20 protein-coding genes are annotated in these 18,046 nt (G+C 35.0%); 4 read left to right on the top strand and 16 right to left on the bottom strand.

The window, feature by feature from the left end; translation table 11 throughout:
- Window positions 1–116: 116 nt before the first annotated feature.
- Window positions 117–770, bottom strand: a complete 654-nt coding sequence (locus DYR29_RS05100) for a metal-dependent transcriptional regulator (protein WP_213279584.1) — start codon at window positions 768–770, stop codon at window positions 117–119.
- Between the two features lie 85 nt (window positions 771–855).
- Between DYR29_RS05100 and DYR29_RS05095 the strand changes: the two genes are divergently transcribed.
- Entirely contained in the window at window positions 856–1,890 is a 1,035-nt protein-coding gene (locus tag DYR29_RS05095) for a threonine aldolase family protein (RefSeq protein WP_213279583.1), read from the top strand.
- 47 nt (window positions 1,891–1,937) lie between these two features.
- On the opposite strand, the gene DYR29_RS05090 is transcribed toward DYR29_RS05095, so the two are convergent.
- The gene (locus DYR29_RS05090; protein ID WP_213279582.1) at window positions 1,938–2,441 is read right to left on the bottom strand and encodes a hypothetical protein; all 504 of its coding nucleotides are present in this window, start codon (window positions 2,439–2,441) and stop codon (window positions 1,938–1,940) included.
- Window positions 2,442–2,594: 153 nt separating this feature from the next.
- On the opposite strand from DYR29_RS05090, the gene DYR29_RS05085 reads away from it, so the two are divergent.
- Entirely contained in the window at window positions 2,595–3,554 is a 960-nt protein-coding gene (locus tag DYR29_RS05085; RefSeq protein WP_213279581.1) for a hypothetical protein, read from the top strand.
- A gap of 26 nt (window positions 3,555–3,580) precedes the next feature.
- Here DYR29_RS05085 and DYR29_RS05080 read toward each other — a convergent pair whose 3' ends face one another.
- The 7 genes from DYR29_RS05080 to DYR29_RS05050 all read right to left on the bottom strand — a co-directional run bounded on the left by DYR29_RS05080 (window position 3,581) and on the right by DYR29_RS05050 (window position 8,974).
- The gene (locus tag DYR29_RS05080; RefSeq protein ID WP_213279580.1) at window positions 3,581–4,135 is read right to left on the bottom strand and encodes a DUF4256 domain-containing protein; all 555 of its coding nucleotides are present in this window, start codon (window positions 4,133–4,135) and stop codon (window positions 3,581–3,583) included.
- Between the two features lie 133 nt (window positions 4,136–4,268).
- On the bottom strand, window positions 4,269–4,667 hold the full coding sequence (locus DYR29_RS05075) for a DoxX family protein (RefSeq protein WP_213279579.1): 399 nt from the start codon (window positions 4,665–4,667) through the stop codon (window positions 4,269–4,271).
- Between the two features lie 11 nt (window positions 4,668–4,678).
- Window positions 4,679–5,263 (bottom strand): YdeI/OmpD-associated family protein, encoded by a 585-nt coding sequence (locus DYR29_RS05070; RefSeq protein ID WP_213279578.1) that lies wholly within the window; start codon window positions 5,261–5,263, stop codon window positions 4,679–4,681.
- Window positions 5,264–5,468: 205 nt separating this feature from the next.
- The gene (locus DYR29_RS05065) at window positions 5,469–5,939 is read right to left on the bottom strand and encodes an SRPBCC domain-containing protein (protein WP_213279577.1); all 471 of its coding nucleotides are present in this window, start codon (window positions 5,937–5,939) and stop codon (window positions 5,469–5,471) included.
- A gap of 190 nt (window positions 5,940–6,129) precedes the next feature.
- A complete protein-coding gene (locus DYR29_RS05060) occupies window positions 6,130–6,462 on the bottom strand; it encodes an ArsR/SmtB family transcription factor (protein ID WP_149385862.1) in 333 nt (110 codons plus the stop codon).
- Between the two features lie 118 nt (window positions 6,463–6,580).
- Window positions 6,581–7,692, bottom strand: a protein-coding gene (locus DYR29_RS05055) for an IS3 family transposase (RefSeq protein ID WP_213278853.1) whose coding sequence is annotated in 2 segments (ribosomal slippage) — window positions 6,581–7,437 and window positions 7,437–7,692 — 1,113 coding nt in all. Because the reading frame shifts where the segments join, the coding sequence is not laid out codon by codon here.
- A 517-nt stretch (window positions 7,693–8,209) separates the two neighbouring features.
- Window positions 8,210–8,974, bottom strand: coding sequence for an O-methyltransferase (locus DYR29_RS05050; protein WP_213279576.1), 765 nt, complete (start codon window positions 8,972–8,974; stop codon window positions 8,210–8,212).
- 798 nt (window positions 8,975–9,772) lie between these two features.
- On the opposite strand from DYR29_RS05050, the gene DYR29_RS05045 reads away from it, so the two are divergent.
- Window positions 9,773–10,555 carry a YdcF family protein gene (locus DYR29_RS05045; protein ID WP_213279575.1) on the top strand — a complete coding sequence of 261 codons (783 nt, stop codon included), beginning with the start codon at window positions 9,773–9,775 and terminating at the stop codon, window positions 10,553–10,555.
- A 92-nt stretch (window positions 10,556–10,647) separates the two neighbouring features.
- Here the strand turns inward: DYR29_RS05045 and DYR29_RS05040 are convergent, their stop codons facing one another.
- The 6 genes from DYR29_RS05040 to DYR29_RS05015 form a co-directional block, all read right to left on the bottom strand.
- Window positions 10,648–11,520, bottom strand: a complete 873-nt coding sequence (locus tag DYR29_RS05040; protein ID WP_213279574.1) for a DMT family transporter — start codon at window positions 11,518–11,520, stop codon at window positions 10,648–10,650.
- Between the two features lie 199 nt (window positions 11,521–11,719).
- Window positions 11,720–12,115 (bottom strand): VOC family protein, encoded by a 396-nt coding sequence (locus tag DYR29_RS05035; protein WP_213279573.1) that lies wholly within the window; start codon window positions 12,113–12,115, stop codon window positions 11,720–11,722.
- Between the two features lie 783 nt (window positions 12,116–12,898).
- Window positions 12,899–13,687, bottom strand: coding sequence for a hypothetical protein (locus DYR29_RS05030; RefSeq protein ID WP_213279572.1), 789 nt, complete (start codon window positions 13,685–13,687; stop codon window positions 12,899–12,901).
- A gap of 26 nt (window positions 13,688–13,713) precedes the next feature.
- Window positions 13,714–14,511: a hypothetical protein gene (locus DYR29_RS05025; RefSeq protein ID WP_213279571.1), complete on the bottom strand. Its 798-nt coding sequence runs from the start codon at window positions 14,509–14,511 to the stop codon at window positions 13,714–13,716.
- A gap of 2 nt (window positions 14,512–14,513) precedes the next feature.
- Window positions 14,514–15,284, bottom strand: coding sequence for a hypothetical protein (locus DYR29_RS05020; protein ID WP_213279570.1), 771 nt, complete (start codon window positions 15,282–15,284; stop codon window positions 14,514–14,516).
- Window positions 15,285–15,638: 354 nt separating this feature from the next.
- Complete coding sequence (locus DYR29_RS05015; protein WP_002979306.1) at window positions 15,639–15,923, bottom strand: bacteriocin-like protein; 285 nt, start codon at window positions 15,921–15,923, stop codon at window positions 15,639–15,641.
- 449 nt (window positions 15,924–16,372) lie between these two features.
- On the opposite strand from DYR29_RS05015, the gene DYR29_RS05010 reads away from it, so the two are divergent.
- Entirely contained in the window at window positions 16,373–17,155 is a 783-nt protein-coding gene (locus DYR29_RS05010; RefSeq protein ID WP_213279569.1) for an XRE family transcriptional regulator, read from the top strand.
- A gap of 90 nt (window positions 17,156–17,245) precedes the next feature.
- On the opposite strand, the gene xth is transcribed toward DYR29_RS05010, so the two are convergent.
- A complete protein-coding gene (gene xth, locus DYR29_RS05005) occupies window positions 17,246–18,025 on the bottom strand; it encodes an exodeoxyribonuclease III (RefSeq protein WP_213279568.1) in 780 nt (259 codons plus the stop codon).
- Between the last annotated feature and the right edge of the window lie 21 nt (window positions 18,026–18,046).

Here is an 18,046-nt window from a genome sequence, read left to right as displayed (position 1 = left end):
GTTGTAGAAATGAAATACACATTTTCTAAGAGTTTAGAAAATAATTAATGCGATATTGCCGGAATGAAAAGCCTCACAGATTGTAATGTCTGTGAGGCTTATTTTAATCGTTAAGATTATTTCTTAACTAATATTTTTTCAGTCGCTTTTTTGCTTAAAATTTCTGTTTTGCCCTCAATTTCTATCGTCATTGATTTATCAAAACTTTCTACTTTAACAACTTTTACTTTGGTATTAAGGAGCAGTTTCCGATCGTTGAGATAGGTTAAAAAAGCATCATCAGATAAAGTAACTGAGGCAAAAGTAACATTTTCACCAGGCTCACAGTGGCTTAGTTTCTGCAGATCCTGGGAAATAATATTTCCGTCTTTATCAGGAATAGGCTCTCCATGGGGATCAAATTTAGGATAATCCAGAATTTCATCCATTTTATCGAAAAAGATTTGAGAGTGTACGTGTTCAAGCTGCTCGGCAATTTCGTGAACGTTTTCCCATCCAAAATTCATTTTTTTAACCAGAAACATTTCGGTAAGTCTATGTTTTCGGACTACCAGAGCGGCTTCCCGTCTTCCGCTTTCGGTAACGATTAGAGGTTTGTAGGTTTCATAAATGACCCACTTTTTCTCAGCAAACTTTTTCATCATATTATTGACACTCGGCATTTTTACATTCAAAAATTTGCTGAGCTCATTAATCGTAACCTTTCCTTCATTGTCAACTAAATGAAACAAAGCTTTCAGGTAATTCTCTTCTGTTAGGGTTGTTTTCAAAATGTTAGATGATTTTCATTACAAATCTAACAAAATAAAATGAAAAGTTTACTCTTGTTATTTTAACTTTTTTTACTTTTACTCTATGAAATTTTCATTCAAAAACGACTATTCAGAGGGATGTCACCCGAATATTCTACAAGCGCTTACAAAAAGTAATTTTGAACAGCAGGCCGGATATGGAGAAGATGAGTATTCATTAAAAGCTAAAACATTAATTAAAGAAAAAATCAACAATCAGGATTCTGAAGTTTTTTTGGTTTCAGGAGGAACGCAGGCGAACTTAATTGTTATTTCAGCGATTTTAAAGCCATATCAATGCGCTATTTCTGCCGCTCCCGGCCATATTCTGAATAACGAAACAGGAGCCATTGAAGCCACTGGTCATAAAGTATTGAGCATTGAAACTCCAGATGGAAAACTAAGACCGTCGGACATTATCCCGGTTTTGGAAGGGCATAGTAATGTACCGCATCAGGTAATGCCTAAGCTGGTGTATATATCCAATTCTACAGAGCTGGGAACCATTTATCAGGCAAAAGAGCTGGAAGAGCTTTCAGCATTTTGTAAAGAAAAGAAATTATACCTGTTTATGGATGGAGCGCGGTTAGGACATGGGCTGACCTCAGAAATCAGTGATCTTACTCTCGAAAAAGTAGCTTTTCTTACGGATGTTTTCTACCTTGGAGGAACCAAAAACGGGGCGTTGATAGGAGAGGCTATTGTCATTAATAATCCCGTTCTTCAGGAGGATTTTGCATTTAATATCAAACAGAAAGGGGCGTTATTAGCTAAAGGAAGACTGCTGGGAATACAGTTTATGGAGCTGATGAAAGACAATCTGTATTTTGATCTGGCGAAACATGCCAATCAGCAGGCTATGAAAATTAAAAATGCATTGCAGAAAAAAGGAGTAACATTTCTTGCAGATACCTATACCAATCAGATTTTTCCTATTGTAAGCAATGAACTTATAAGTGTACTCTCTGAAAGTTTTGAATTTTTTGTCTGGAAAAAAGTAGATGAGAATTTTTCGGTAATACGTCTTATTACTTCCTGGAATACAGGTGATGAAGCAGTAAACCGGTTTATTGAAATTATTGAAACGGAATTACCATAAAATAAAAACAGCCTTATCTCAAGGCTGTTTTTTTATTTATCATTGGATTATTTTTTTAAAGCTTCACTCACTACTTTACAGTCTGCAGTGTTTAGCTTCTGTCCGTCTTTATAGCTGATTTTTTTCTCATCTGCATATTTAGACTGTCCGTCTTCCTCTTTATGATCTCCAATTCCTTCTGTCAAAGCATTGTCTTTCTGGATGAAGTAAATATCTCTTTTGCTTTTTTTACCCTCTGAGGCAAATTCGTAAGTCAGTTTCAGGGTATCTCCGGATTTGAAACCGGTTACATCTCCTGTTGAACTGTCTTTCTCACTGTTTTTATAAGATAACTTTCCGGTGATGGTTCCTAAATTGTCATCAATGGAAGCAAAAACACTGTCTTTTCCTGTTACCCCGATATAGCAGAACGATTTTGGTCCCAGAGTATCTATTACAGGTCCTTCAACAGCGATAGTATCTGCCACTGCCTTGGGAGCCGGAGCTTCAGTTTTCTTATTACAGTTGATTAAAAAAGCTGATACAGCACCCAATAAGATTAATTTTTTCATATCCTTAATTGTTAAATCAAATTTTGAAGCTCAAAAATAATAAACTATTTATAGAATAAAGAATATTGCTCATAAATAAGAATAATTTTCTAAAGCTCATTGTTCGGAATATTTTAGGCACGGAAAATGATTAACTATGCAAAATTGATTTTAATGAAAAAGATTACCAAAGCGCTGGGATTGGGATTGTTTATGCTTGGTCTGCATTTTATGTCAGGGCAGACGCCTCAGAATTATATTTATACTTCTTCAGGAGACCTTAGGAAAATAGAAAAAATAATTACCCGTCAGGATATCGGAGGAGTACAGATTGTTTATAACTGGAGAGCTTTGGAAACCTCAAAAGATGTGTATGATTTTTCTGTGATTGAAAAAGATCTGGAATATTTAACTTCCATCAATAGAAAGCTATTTATTCAACTTCAGGACAGGTTTTTTGAGCCACAGGCCAGATATATTCCTGATTATGTATTGAATGATAAAGAGTATACAGGAGGATTGGTTCCTCAATATGATAATCCGGGGGAAAATAAACCTGTTGGAAGCGGATGGGTTACCCAGCAATGGAATCCTGCTGTCCGTGAAAGATTTCAGAAGCTTATAGGAGCATTGGCACAAAAGTTTGACGGCAGAATTCAAGGAATTAATCTTCCGGAAACATCAATAGATATAGAAATAAAAGCAGATAAAACTGGCTTTAGCTGTGACCGTTATTTTCAGGCTGAATTGGAAAATCTGAAGTTTGCGAGAAATGCTTTTCATCAATCCAATGTATTGCAGTATGTCAATTTCTTTCCCTGTGAATGGGATAATGACCATCAGTACATGTCCAGACTGTTTGATTTTGCGTATAAAAATAATATAGGACTGGGAGGGCCGGATATTGTTCCGAATAAAAAAGGCCAGATGAAAAACTCTTATCCTTTCTTTAATCAATACAAAGGAAAGCTGCCTTTAGTAGCAATGGCTGTTCAGGAACCGACTCTGACTTATACAAATACGAAAACTAAAAAGCCGTTTACCAAAGAAGAATTTGTAGAATATGCTGAAAATTATCTTGGCGTAAAAATTATTTTCTGGAGTGTGGAATCTCCCTGGTTGAGAGATTCCTAAATTATTCTGATCAAAGATAATTCTCCTTATATTTTTAGTATTCCTCTAAATCCTCTTGCTGCATAATAAGAATCTGCACCATTGTGGTAGGTGAATACGGTGTTGTATCGTCTGTCACAGAAAAGAGCGCCGCCAAGTTCTCTTACCTGTGATGGTGTTTTTATCCAGCTTGAGGTCTTTTGATCAAACTTTCCAAGTTCTTGAAGGCTGCGGTATTGTTCCTCAGTTAAAAGTTCAATACCCATTTCTTTAGCTTTATCGATGACGTTGCTTTCCGGTTTGTTGGCTTTTCTGGCATCCCAGGCTGGATAATCATAGCAAAGGCTTCTGCGTTTCGGGCTTTCCGGGGAACAGTCAACGAAAGAGTATTCATCTGTTTTCTTATTGTAATCTATGATGTCGGGTTCACCTTCTGTAGTTTCCATTTCGTGTAAAGACCAGATTTTCTCAGGGTCGGCTTCCAGTTTTTGCTGGATTTTTTCCCATTTCAGGTCCTTGTGACGGTTCATATTTTTTTCAAAACGGGCTTTTAATGTTTGTAAAAGTTCGTTGGTTTGTTCTGGGGACAGTTTCTTTTTCATGTCAAATTTTGTTTTATTTTTTAGATTCTACTGAGTTGGAAATCGCAAAGGCGCAAATTATACTAATGTGAATGTTTTTAAGGCGCCAGGATTTTATCTTCGATAAAATTTTTGATTTCTTATCTAAAAATTATTAATCTATAATAGTAATTTTTCTGTCTGAAGGTCTGAAATACCAGGAAATAATGACCAATACCAATAATAATACTGCCGGAAAAGTTCTTCCTGCCGTATCACCCACAATAAGATGGGAAATGACAGCGCCTGACATCACAAAGAAAAATCCGGCATAAGCCCATTCTTTTAACAGCAGACGTTTTGGAATCAGTATGGCAATAACGCCTAATATTTTCCATGTTCCGATAATGGTCATCAGGTAAGAAGGATAACCCAAATTGGTGAAGTTGAGCAGTTCATCTTTGCTTTTCATCAGTTGTACAATTGCTGTGGAAACCATTCCAAGGGCCATCCAAAGCGTAAATACCCAATAGATGATCTTTGTTCTTTTTTGTGATTGTTGTGGTGTGTTCATGATTTATTTTTTTATAGTGAATCGTTTAATCCTATTCCGTCCATGATTTGTGGAATGCATTTTTCAATGCGGGCTTCCCGGGTTTTGGACTGTTTGGCAGAGGAAAAGTGGAGCAGGTAAGCTCTTTGTCTTCCTGGAGTTAATGCTTTGAAAGCTTCCTGCAATGCCGGATCCTGATCCAGTCTGTTCTGAAACTCTTCAGCCATTTCAAACTCTTTAGTTTTCTTCATTTCAACTTTAGCACCTGATTCTTCAATTTCAACGGCTTCAAACATATAGCTGCGAAGAACATCTTCCAAATCATTGATTTGCTCTACGTCTGTAAAGCGAACCTGTCTTGCAGCCTGTACATTTTTAGACTGCTGGATCAGAATATGATCCGGGTCTTTCATCAAAGCTCCTTTAAAGAAGAGGATTGCACAATATTCTTTAAAACCGTGGATCAGGAAAATATTTTTCCCTTCATAGGTATAACATGGGCATCCCCATTTTAAATCTTCTACAAGTTCGGTGCTTAAGGCTATTATTCTTAATTTTTCAAATTCTTTGTGCCATTGCTGGCTTTTATCAAAGAAGAAATTGACTTTTGGATTCATGTGTTTTGGGTTTGAGGGTTGGAGAGTATTAGAGTGGGGAGTTCTAGAGTTTGAGAATATAAACGTTCAAGGTTTAAAGTTTAATGTTCAAGGTTGTTATCCTTTCAAGGGAAATTGATAAGTTACTTGTAAAGCAAAATTTACTATTGATATTTATGTTTACAATTTGAGCTTTGTCGTTTATTGTCTTTCATCTCTTCGTCTATTATCTATTTTCTCTTTTAAACATTTCCTGCAAACGATTATGCGCCATATTAATTCCCTGTGCGAACGGCAATTTCAACATCTGGTCCCTGAAATCTACAGATTTATATATCGTCTGGATCGTAAGTTTGCTGGTGGTATCCGTTATTTTTTCAAATTCTAAAAACTCGATCTGAACAGGAAAAGGAGTGTTTTCCATCTGAAAAGTTCTTATAATTTTCTCATTATCTATTACTTCGTGAATCGTTCCATTGGCGCTGAAAACTACGTCACCTTGTGGATTGGAGGTTTCAAAACGATAACTTCCGTGTTGTTTGTTTTCAAATTTTGTCACTTTGGTGCCCATCCATTGTTCAAAGAGTTCTGCTTCTGTATACGCTTTGAAAAGGAGTTCTACCGGAAGATCAAATTCTCTGGTGATGAAAATTTCCTGTTTTCCGTCTTCTGCGTGAATTTTTGTTTTAAGTTCCATATTTTGAGTTTCGGTGTTTGAGGGTTTTCTGAGTATTAGAGTGGGAGAGTACAAGCGTTCAAGGTTTAAAGTTTAATGTTCAAGGTTGTTATCTTTCAAGGGTAATTGGCGATTCACTTGCAAATCAAATTTCACTATTAACATTCACAATTTAAGCTTTGACGTCCAGTGTCTCTCATCTCTTCGTCTATTATCTCTTATCACTATTGTTTTGATACGCTTTCATTACACTTTCCAGCTTATTGAATTTCTCGTCCCACATTTTGCGGAAGGGTTCTATAAAATCGGCTATTTCTTTCATTTTATTGGGATTTAGGTGATAGATTATTTCGCGGCCGTTTTGTTCAGATCTTAGCAGTTCGCATTCTGTAAGGATCTGGAGATGCTTTGAAACGGTAGGTCTCGCCGTATCAAAATTAGAAGCAATGGCTCCCGCTGTCATCGACTGTGCCGCCACCAACATCAATATAGATCGTCTCGTAGGATCTGCTATTGCCTGAAAAACATCTCTTCTTAAATTCATCGTGTAGTTATTTGACTACAAATATATGTGTAGTTATTTAGCTACGCAAGGTTTTTTTGAAAAATTTTTATGATGTTTGTATAATTGTGATTGACCTCTCCCCGTTAATATTACCAATCTAAAATAGAGAAATTTGCTTTTTTGATTGCATTTCGATGAACTCATTCGGGGTTAGATTTCCTAATGAGCTATGCGGTCTGTAATCATTATAATCCAACTTCCATGCATTTAATTTTTCCTGTGCATCCTGAAGCGACAAAAACCAATTTACGCTTAGACACTCATCCCTCAATGAACCGTTAAAGCTCTCTATAAATGCATTATCAGTAGGTTTTCCAGGTCTGGAGAATTCCAATTCTACATTCTTTTCATAAGCCCATCTATCCAATTCCTTGCTGATAAATTCAGGACCATTATCTATTTTGATACGCTCGGGAAAAACCTTCTCTTCAAAGGTAATGTTTTTTAATATTTCTGTGACGTTTTCTCCCTTGATGGAAATTCCCGCCTCAATGGCCAAGCATTTTCTACTATAATTATCAACTAAAGTGAAAAGCCTAAATCTCTTCCCATCAAACAAGGCATCGCTCATGAAATCCATGCTCCAGCATTCGTGTAAACTGGAGGATGTACCATCCGTAGGCTTTCTGTTTCTTGCGGATTTTATTCTCTTGTTCTTCTTTCTACGCAGATTCAAGCCTTCCTCACAATAAATCCGATACACTCGTTTATGATTATCTTTCCAACCCTCACGCCTGAGAAGAACTTGCAAGCGTTGAATGCCATAACGGACACGAATTTGTGAAAGCTCCACCAGCCGCATTCTAAGGGCCGTATCATCCCTACGGTGAGATTGATAGTAATAAACCGTTCGTTGCAGAATTACCAAATCACAGCTTCTTCTTAATGATACCTTATAATTATCATGTATTTCTGAAGCCAACCCACGTTTTTGAGCTGGCTTCAGAACTTTTTTTTCAAAACATCCTGTAGAATTTGCTTATCCAAACTTAAATCGGCAACCAGTTTCTTAAGCTGGCTATTTTCTTCTTCCAACTGTCGTAACCTCCGAAGCTCAGAAATACCCAATCCCCCATATTTCTTTTTCCAATTGTAATAGGTTGCCTCACTGATGCCCATTTTACGACAGATTTCCTGAACCTTGACCCCTGTCTCAGATTGCTTTAAGGCGAAGACAATCTGGCTCTCCGTGAATTTGCTCTTTTTCATAAGATTTTCTTTTTTTAAAGTTATAATTTTATTGAAAATCTCTACTTTTAAATGGTAAGGTTTTATGGGAGAAGGTCAATGATCATTAAAAGAAAAATGGAGAACCTAATGCTCTCCATTTTGTTATGTAAATAATGCTTTTGTGAAAATTGATCTGAAATATTTGATTACTATTGAGAGAATATTTTTTAGCCATTAAGGAGGTTTAAGTTTTTAAGGAACATTAAGGTTCAAATAAATTTGAATAAAGCGGTGTGCTTAACAAATGTCTTTAGATATTTTCTTAATATTCTTAACAGCTTAATATATTCTTAATGGTTTAATATTAGACTCATCCTGATTTTGATTTTTTATAAACGCAAAGTTCTATCCGATGAGGTGCTTCATTTTAGGGAGCAAAGAGTGGGCAGTGAATTTGCCTGATGAAGCGGTGTGGATCGTTTCCCGCATATTTTGAAATTAGCGGATTTTTGAAGTGTATTAATTAATCTGTGATATTTGCGTGATGAGTGGGAGATTATTGTTTTATAAAAATACCAATGTATTTTCCGCTATATTCTACAACAGTAGTGTTAATATTTTTTTTAGTACAGAAATCCTGATAAGCTGAGTTGTCGCCAATATCATCACTGATAAAGACTGCACCGGGTTTCAATCTTTTATAAATTTGATGATAAGCCCACATCCTTCCGTGGTAGCTTTTGTCAGAATCATAGTGAAAGACATCAAAAGAAGAAACCTGTTTGAAAATTTTCGGTAAAGATTCTCTATCTGCAAAACGGAATAACTTCCAATATTTTTTAAGGTTTTCAGGGACAACACAACCTACATACTCATCACCATCCTGAGCAAGATAAGGCATATCTGAGCTGTACAGTGTTCCGTTTCTCTTTTGAAGAGAAAGTAATATGGCCAAAGAAGACCATCCATAAGCTACTCCGGTTTCAAGGACATTCTGAGCTTTTGTATATTCACATGCATAATAAATAAGCTCCAGTGCGCCGGGACCACCCATTGTAATAGGGCATTGTGCTTCTTTTGCAATTGCTTTTTCCAGAATATCAGCATAGGTATTTCTGAATTGGTCAGTATCCATAGAGAAAAGCCAGGATACTGCTGTTTTTTGAGAAATTGCTATGGATGCAGCCCAGGAATTTGTTTTTGCTTTTCCTTTGAATGGGCTTCTTCTGCTTACCGTATTTTTAATAATTTTTCTGCCCAGTTCAGGATAAAGAGCAGGCCTTTTAAGATACGCTACAAATGTTTTGAGAACTGTTGACATTTCATTGATTATATTAAAGTTACAAGACAAATGTATTTTTTTTAAATCTAGATTGCGTTGAGACAATATTAATTTTTATGTTAAATCTGTTCAAGATTTTTTAATAATATAATCCGGTAATTGGCACAGGGTTTTAAATGATGAGATGCGTTATTTTTAGGTAGATAAATAGGTTTGTTAAGATAATGAGATGTTGGAGTAGAAATAGTTTCGGCCGCCAAAGGCGGCCGAAATATATATTGTTATGAAAATATTATAGCGATATACAAGAAATAATCATCCGTGAGAAAAGCCTGTATTTCTTTCCTGAGATGAATATTTTGTTGATAATGAATAGGTTTAAAGATATTTTTACCGTTTAAAGTTGAAATCGTTTCTTTATACTTAAGGAAGAGTTTTTGTTTTTTTCTTTACAAAAATGCCTGTCCAAAAATATATGGATTACGGCCATAAAAACGTTGATGCTTTTCTGCTTTTTCACTTGGGTAGGTATTTGTCATTTTTATTAGCACACTAAAAAGTGTGTTGTTTAATGACTGCAAATGTATAAAATAATTGTATAAACAAAAAGATAAATTAAACGAAATATTCCAATAATTTTTAACTATTTGTTACTTCCAATACATTGTATGGCTGTATGGAAATGCAAAAACCAGGTTATGATATGCAAAATAAGAAGTGCATCTTATCATATTCTTTATAAGGGATGCCTGCTTGACCATTGAGAAAAGCAGTCCTTATGAAAATGCCTACCTTTGTAGTCCTGTGTTTTCTATACATTAATCAATATTATCATAGATGAAATTTTTACTGGACCTTTTATTCCGTGTTTTACAGCTTTTTACAGAACCTTATTTCTTATTATTTCTTGCAGTAGTTATTATTGCTCTGTTGAAAAGAAAAAATAAACGCAAAAATCTAAGAATAGGAATTGGAATATCAGTAGTTTTAATCATCATCTTTATAGGAAATGGTTTTCTGGGGAAACTCATCTCTGGATATTTACAGAATAGTTATACCCATACTTCGCAGGTGAAGAATACAACTGCTCAGAATCCCGTTATTGTTGTACTTGGCGGTGGAGTTGTAGACGTTAACAATACTGAAAAATTGCATACAATGTCTTATTCCAGAATCGTTACAGCTTATCAGCTGTATCATGAATTCAGGAAAAATAATACGCCTTGTAAAATAGTAATTTCCGGAAAGGGAAGTGGTCATACCAGTGAAGCAGAATTATTCAGTGAAAACTTTAAAAAAATGGGAGTATCAGATGCTGATATCATTAAGGAAGATAAAAGCATGAATACCTATCAAAATGCAAAATTCTCAAGCCCGATTATAAAAAAGCTGTCTTCTACAAGTGTGTATCTGGTTACTTCAGGTTTTCATATGAAAAGATCTGTTTCTCTGTTTCAGATATTTGGCTTAAAACCTATTCCGCAGGCATCAGATTTTATTGATACTGAAATAACGGCCTTTCCCAATAGCTATAATGCAGCATTTACTTTTGTCATGCTTAAAGAGGTCGTAGGAATATGGCAGGTGCAGTTATATAACAGTTTGGGAGTGAATAAATAATATTTTTCAGCTTATTACAGATAAAACCGGACACTCAAATTAACTTTAGGTGTCCGGTTTTTGTTTAAATAAAATGATTTAAACTACTTTATTTATTTTTTTGCTTTCTTAATCGAAATCAATGTCTGCAAAACTACAGAAGCAATAATAAATGCCAATCCGATATAAAATGAAAGATTAACTTCTTTGCTTTCATCGAAAAATAAAAAAGCAATAATGATAGCATATACCGGCTCCAGATTGAAGGTTAAGTTAACCGTAAAGGCCGGAATTTTCTTCAAAACTTCAGCAAATATCACATACAGTCCTACAGTACAAAAAAGTGCTAAAAGCCCCAAATAAGCCGTGTCTTTTAAGTCAGGAACTATGCTATCTGCTTTGAAATAGAGGAGGTATATGGGCAAAATTGCTCCGAGGCAAACAGTACCGGCAAGCATCTGGTAATAGTTGATAACAATACTGTCAAAACGCTGAACCAGACGTTCATTATAAATAGTGTAAAGCGCCGCAACTGCTGAAGAAAATACCCCTAGAATAATTCCCAGCTGATAAGATGCATCAAAATGAAAGATGAGACTGATTCCCAGAAGTGTCAAAGTACTGAGTCCCAATTCTGATAACCTGAATTTCTGTCGTTCAATGACTGGTTTAAATAAAGCTGTAAAAAAGCTTGTGAGACAATAGCATACAACTCCAATTGATATATTGGAATATTTGATACTTGCATAGAAAAGTACCCAATGTAAAGTAATAAGAAGTCCTGCTTGAGCGATTTTCATTTTTTCTTTTGCTGAAGCAGTATTGGGAATTTTAAATATTTTCAGAATGAAAAACAGAATAATACAGGAGAACAGAACTCTGTACCAGGTTAAAAGACCTTCATTAAGTGATATTAATTTTCCGAATACCCCTGTAAATCCGGCCAATACTACGGCCAGATGCAATAATAAATATGATTTTTTCATTAGATAATGAACTGTAAGATTTGAATTAATATTTTTTGTTAGAATTAGAAGCATAACGAATTGGGTTGTTAATTGATTAACAACATAAGTACACTTCAAATTAATTTGAAAATATTAAGGTGCCGGAGGAGGCAGACAGTTCGAGCGGTTCATAATATATCTGTTGAATGTCAAATATAGAGAAAAATATTTTAAATGCTTACATATAAAAAACATTAAACTTGTGCCCATCAGGGTCTGCAAATACAAATCCATAATAGTTTTCTCCAAAACTCTCCGGTTCTGAAACAATAGTTCCTCCGGCATTTTTAACCTCTTGAGCCCATTCATTTACCTGTTCTTTACTTGATGCGGAAAGGGTAAAGATGATCTCATTGGAAGTTTGAGGATCTCCAAATTTCATTGTTTTTAGGTTCCTTTCTATGATGTTTTTTAAGAAAAAGTGAATAATAAATTCATTTTCACCTGCAAAAAAGCTTACCAATTCATTAGAAGTGTGTGGATTATTGGGCTTGAATCCCAGTTCTGTATAAAATTTCTGAGTGCGTTCAAGATCGGCTACGGCCAGATTGGCCCAAATCATTTTAGGTTTCATATTATTTTATTTTTTGGTTAAGATAAAGGTATTGAGTTTCATCATGATAAAAGCTGTCATGTGACAAGATTTTATATTTTTTAAGAGAGAGTTCTCAATGGTTTCAATTTAACATAATATATAACGAAAATAAATTATAGAACCGTGACTGAGGGTATTATTATATAGTTAAAATTGTTAGGAGGAAATACAGACGTTACAGAGGATTACGAAGAATTGGACAGCCTTATAAATGAATAAAAAATAAAAGAAATTGTAGGAGGCTCTGAAATGGAATTTATCTGCTTGTTTTATTTTTTACAGTATCCTGAATATTTTGTTATTTATAAGATCTGATCAGGAAAATCCTATGGTGTACAGGAATTTCAAAAATTGAAAACGAAGGAAGCATGAAGATTTTCTGGATTGGTTCCTGTTTATTATTAACAAAGAGTTCTTAGAAACGTCTAAAGAATATTTGAAAGGAAAATGATAAGAATAAGGGATTCTGGAGCGGTTAGTACACTCTTTCAAGTGTTTTGATAAAAATCCTATAATTTATATTATGTTAAATTGTATATTTTTTAAGTTTTCAAAATTCAAATGATCTTTTAATCCTTAGGGCTATTCTTATGGTTTTGCTATTACTTTTTTGATGTTGTGCACAAAGAAAAAGTAATAAGAACCAATTAAAAAGATAGAGGATAGAAATTTATAAAATTAAAATGGAGAATATCCTGTAAGATATCCTCCATTTAAAAAAATATATTAAAATTGCATGGAATGAAATTGATGAATAACAGACTACTGAAGCTTAATAATCGTTACGCTGGAAAGACTCACTCCATCAAAGTTTACAGTTCCATTAGTTCCATTCGCTGCTCTGGTGGATTGTAATGTTAAAATTTGTCCGGCTGTGGCATAGATATACGAGGTTGATCCAAATGCAAATCTTCCGCTGGTATTAATATCCGAAGGGTTATTTTGAGGAACTACAGTAGAAATATTTGAAGAAGCAAGAACTCCGTCCAAATTGAAATGGATATAATCCTGTACCTGAGAATCTTCAGCTGCAGGATTCTGTCTTAATGCAAGATTGGCACTCACCAGATATAGCCCTGAAGTATTCAGACGAACCTGATAATTATTCAGTTTCTCAATAATTGCAGGGTCATCATTAAATGCTGTAGAGCCGAAAATATCAATGTTTACAGGGGTACTTACAAGATTTGGATTAAAATTCGTAATACTTGTTGAGAGATTATTGAATTTTGCAGCCTTTGTATTGTTTTTTACCGCAGCAGGAATAACCCACCTGTTATTGATCCAGATATAAACTCCGGGAATAACAGCAGTTGTACCTGTCCCCGACTTTCCTGTATTAAATACCATTGTTCCGTCAGGAATATTCACTGACAATGGAGAGGTATTATTGGTTGCCAGTAATGCAACCCTGGGAATTAAAACTCCTTTATTAGAAGATGTTATATCTAAAATTGATGAAGAAACAGGATTGGCAGTACCTATACCCACCTGCCCGAATGAAAAGCTAGTGCCAGAAAGCAATAGAATTATTTTAAATATTTTTTTCATTGTGTTTTTTTATTGTGAGATTATTTTTAACGTATACGCGAAATAGCAATACTGGATTGACCATTAAGGCTGAACGGAACTGCAGCAGAACCGTCACTTCCTGAATAGGTTCCGGTAGTTTTTTTAAGTCTTATACTAATGACATCTCCATCATTAAGTTCAAGATACTCTGTAAATGAGTGTGAAAATAATCCTTTACCATCATCAACGCCTAAAGTATAATCAGAGTTAATGGCTTGTTCTGTCCCTACCGCTGTATTATTGATGTATACTCTGGCACTTAATGCAATTCTTCCTTCATCTCCACCATGAAGTTTATTAAAAGATAACAAAGCAGAAATAGAATATAATCCTGATTTCCCTATTGTTAGGGTCTGGTTTGAAGTATTGACTGCGTATATACTCTTACTTTCATTAAAAATTTTGTTTCCGAATAACTTGGCGTTTTGCCATGTTGTCGTATTATAATTGGTACTTACTTCTGAATTGGTGTACTTTACAATTGCATTTTCAATATTGATATTAAGGCTGGTCCATTGTTGCTCTTCAGCGCTCCACCAGTGCAATCCTTGTGTGATGGTATCAGGGAAAACTCCTGTAGTTGCGGTATTAAAAACCATAGTTCCGGTAGGTATACTTGCCGCTAAAGGACTTGTTGATGTACGTGAAACTAATGCAATTCTTGGGAACAATACTCCTTTGTTTGTTGCTTCTAACTGAAGAGTTACACCGTCTTTAGTTGTTGAAGTGTTTATCCCAACCTGACTATAGCTCAAAATTGGACATAATAATGCACTAAAAATGCCTATATAGATTGTTTTCATAATTATCTTAGTCTTTGTATAGAAACAGTTGATGTATTTGAATTCTTAAAGTAAACTTCAGTCCCTGGGTCTATTTCATATGCCTGAAATCTTAATGTACTTCCTGCAGTATTAATAGGAATATAATAGACCACTGATTTACCTACCGAAGCATTTTCGGTACCTCTCCCAGGAATATAAAACTGATCAGTAACAATATTTGGGGTATCATTTACCAGTATTTTAATTCCAAAATTATCATTAGTTCCGTCTCTGTTGGTAAGATCCAGATTTAGAATAACTTTATAATAGCCTACTTCATTAATTTTCAATGTGGTATTATTTACTTTTTCATAAAGAGCTGTATCATTATTGAATCTTATATTGGCGAAAAGGTCGGCATAGTTTACACCGTTATTTAAGTCTGTGTTAATGTCCTGATTAGAAAATAAAGCCGCATCATCAGCATCTTTCTGAGCCATTCTGTACCAGATCGCTTTCGTATTATCCCAGAAATAAAGTCCTGGAGTAACTGCATTACTTCCTGTTCCGCTTGTAGATGTATTATAAACCATCAATCCCGTTACTGGTGTTCCGGTTACCGGAGCAAAAATATTGGCTGCAGTGAGTGCGATTCTTGGGAATAAAATTCCTCCGTTCGATGTACTGCCGGAATAAGGAATACTTTCCACCTGTAGTATAATGTTGGGATTTATAGAGTTGGTTCCAATTCCAACTTGTCCCCAGAAAAAGGGTGCAATTGCAGAGAATGCAATAGTTAAATATTTTTTCATCATTTGTGTTTTATGTTGAATCTTAATCAGTTTATATTTTTATTCAGCCTGTCGGATAGAAAAAAACATTTCTGTGATTTAACTTTGCAAAGCTATTGCTAAACAAGTGATTATGTATTATAATCTAATTGTCATAAGCTGTCGAATGTTGTCAAAACATATCATTCTCCAATGCTTTTTATGTCATATATTGTTGAAGGTCACAAAATAAAATACATTGTCACAAATGAATAATATTTAGCTGTACATTTTTTGAATTGTATGGTATTTAATTTTTGTTAATTGCTCATTTTGAGGCATAAAAAAACCGCTCTGAAAAGAGCGGTCTGATTTTTTACATGTAATGCTTACTGACTAGCAAGTTGATCCGCACTCAAGTAATTTGATGTGGATTACACCATTAACAACACATTGTGTCTGGCATAAAGCGTTAGTTACAACAGTGCTTACACCGCCAACTACACCACCTACTGTAGATCCTACGCCAGTAACTACGCCACCAACGATAGTACCTACTCCGCCTACTACTCCACCTACAACACCTCCTAGTCCACCTAGAAGTCCGCCGATTGGATCTAGTAATCCGTTACCTGAAATAGCTTTTAATTCGTTTCTGTCTAATTTTTTTAAGTTTTTCATAACTATAATTTTATATGATTATTACATCACGAATATATGAATAATAATAATACAATTGCAAATTATTTTCAATAAATTAATTATATGTTTTTATTATTTAATATTTCATTAATATATCTGTATTTTAATAAAAATATGATTTTCACTTATATGTGATTGATTTACTAAATGTTAAAAATAATAACTCAATTTGTGAAATTTAGAGTTATTATTTCTGTACTAAATTCTATTTATTAATGATTATTATTTAACCTATGGAAAGCCTTGTATATTTAATCAGAAATCTATTTTTTAGTGTGAGAAAATTGAATATTCAACTGTGAAAATTGTCTCGTTTTATTAAAAATTAAGAGATGACTAGCCAAATTTCCTTATATCTTATAGTAAAGCCCGGTTTGGTGGTTGGTAACGCACACAAATTTTGTATTTTTGCTTACATACTTTTATCAATGTCAATTTTTTCAAATAATATACGCTTCTTAAGAGCCAAGAGAAAGCTCTCCCAACAAAATGTAGCTGATGAACTGATGATCTCCAGAGTCCGTTATTCAAAATATGAGAACGGAATATCTGAACCTCCTATCGAACTGCTTGTAAAAATCTCCAAATATTTTCATGTGAGCATTGACCTTATGCTGTCGGTAGATATTCAGAAGTATCCTATGGATGATATGCTGAAATTGCCGGACAACAGAATTGTGCTTCCGGTTGCGGTAGACACACATGGGAATGATACTATAGAGATTATCCCCCAAAAAGCTTCTATGGGATATCTGGAAGGTTACAGTGATGTAGATTATATTGAAAGTCTTCAGCGTATTGCTCTTCCTTTTCTTACGAATGGAAAATACAGAGCATTCCCTGCGGATGGGGATTCTATGCCTCCATTCAGAAGCGGTTCCTATATTGTAGGAAAATATGTGGAAGGAATTAATGATTTGAAACAAGGGAAAACCTATGTTTTTGTTACATTGAATGATGGGATTACCTATAAACGTTTTAAGGAAAGAAAAGAAAATGCAATCTGTGTAAGTGCTGACAATTCTTTTTATGAGCCTTATGAGATACCGTTTGAAGAAGTTGTAGAAATCTGGCAGTATGCTTCAGGAATTTTTCCGGAAGATTTTGAGCCTGGTGACTATGAAAGCTATAATTTTAAAGAAATGTTCCGTGAGCTGAGACAGGACATCAAAGATCTTGATAAAAAGGTTTCCGGCCGCCGCCGTAAATAGTCTTAGTATTCAATCAACCTTATTATATACTTATACTCCTGATTTTTTATAAACCGGGAGTATACTATATATGATCTTGTTATTCTTGAGTTATAATTCGTCTGCGAGCTCAATCCACACAGGAGCATGATCGCTGCTTTTTTCCCAGCCGCGTACATGACTGTCTACTCCACCGGACTGCAGCCGGTTCTGCAGATAAGGACTCAGTAAAATATGGTCCAGCCTCATGCCTGCATTCCTGTCATAAGCTTTATATAAATAATCCCAGAAGGTGTATATTTTTTCTTCGGGATAAAGACTGCGTATCGCATCAAGCCATCCTTTCTTCTGAAGATCTTTGTAGGCTTTTCTTACCTCTGTTCTGTACAGGGCATCATTTTCCCAGCGTTCGGGTTTGTAGACGTCAATAGGTTCCGGAATGATATTAAAATCGCCAATAAGGATAGCGGGAAGTTCCATGGTGATAAGTTGGCTGGTTCTTCTTTTAAAACGTTTGATCCAGGATAATTTATAATCGAATTTAGGTCCGGGATAAGGATTGCCATTCGGGAGATAAAGACAGCAGATGACCATTTTATCAATGATGGCTTCAATATAACGGCTTTGAACATCTTCGGGATCTCCGGGTAAAGATCTTTGTACCTCTGTTATTTCTTTGTTTTTCGCCAGTATAGCAACTCCATTCCAGCTTTTTTGTCCATTCCAGATCGCCTCATAGCCTGCTTTGTTAATTTCCTCTACAGGAAAACGTTCCTGAGGTGCTTTTAATTCCTGAAGGCAGACAATATCTGGTGAGGCTTCTTTCAGCCATTTCAGTAAAACAGGCAGACGTCCGTTGACTCCGTTGACATTATAGGTAGCTATTTTCATGATAACATTTTTGAAGAAATC

The organism is Chryseobacterium indologenes (assembly GCF_018362995.1).
In the GTDB taxonomy this organism is placed as follows: Bacteria; Bacteroidota; Bacteroidia; order Flavobacteriales; family Weeksellaceae; genus Chryseobacterium; species Chryseobacterium indologenes_G.
Note: the sequence above shows the minus strand (reverse complement) of the source record. Positions and strands in the feature narration are given on the sequence as shown.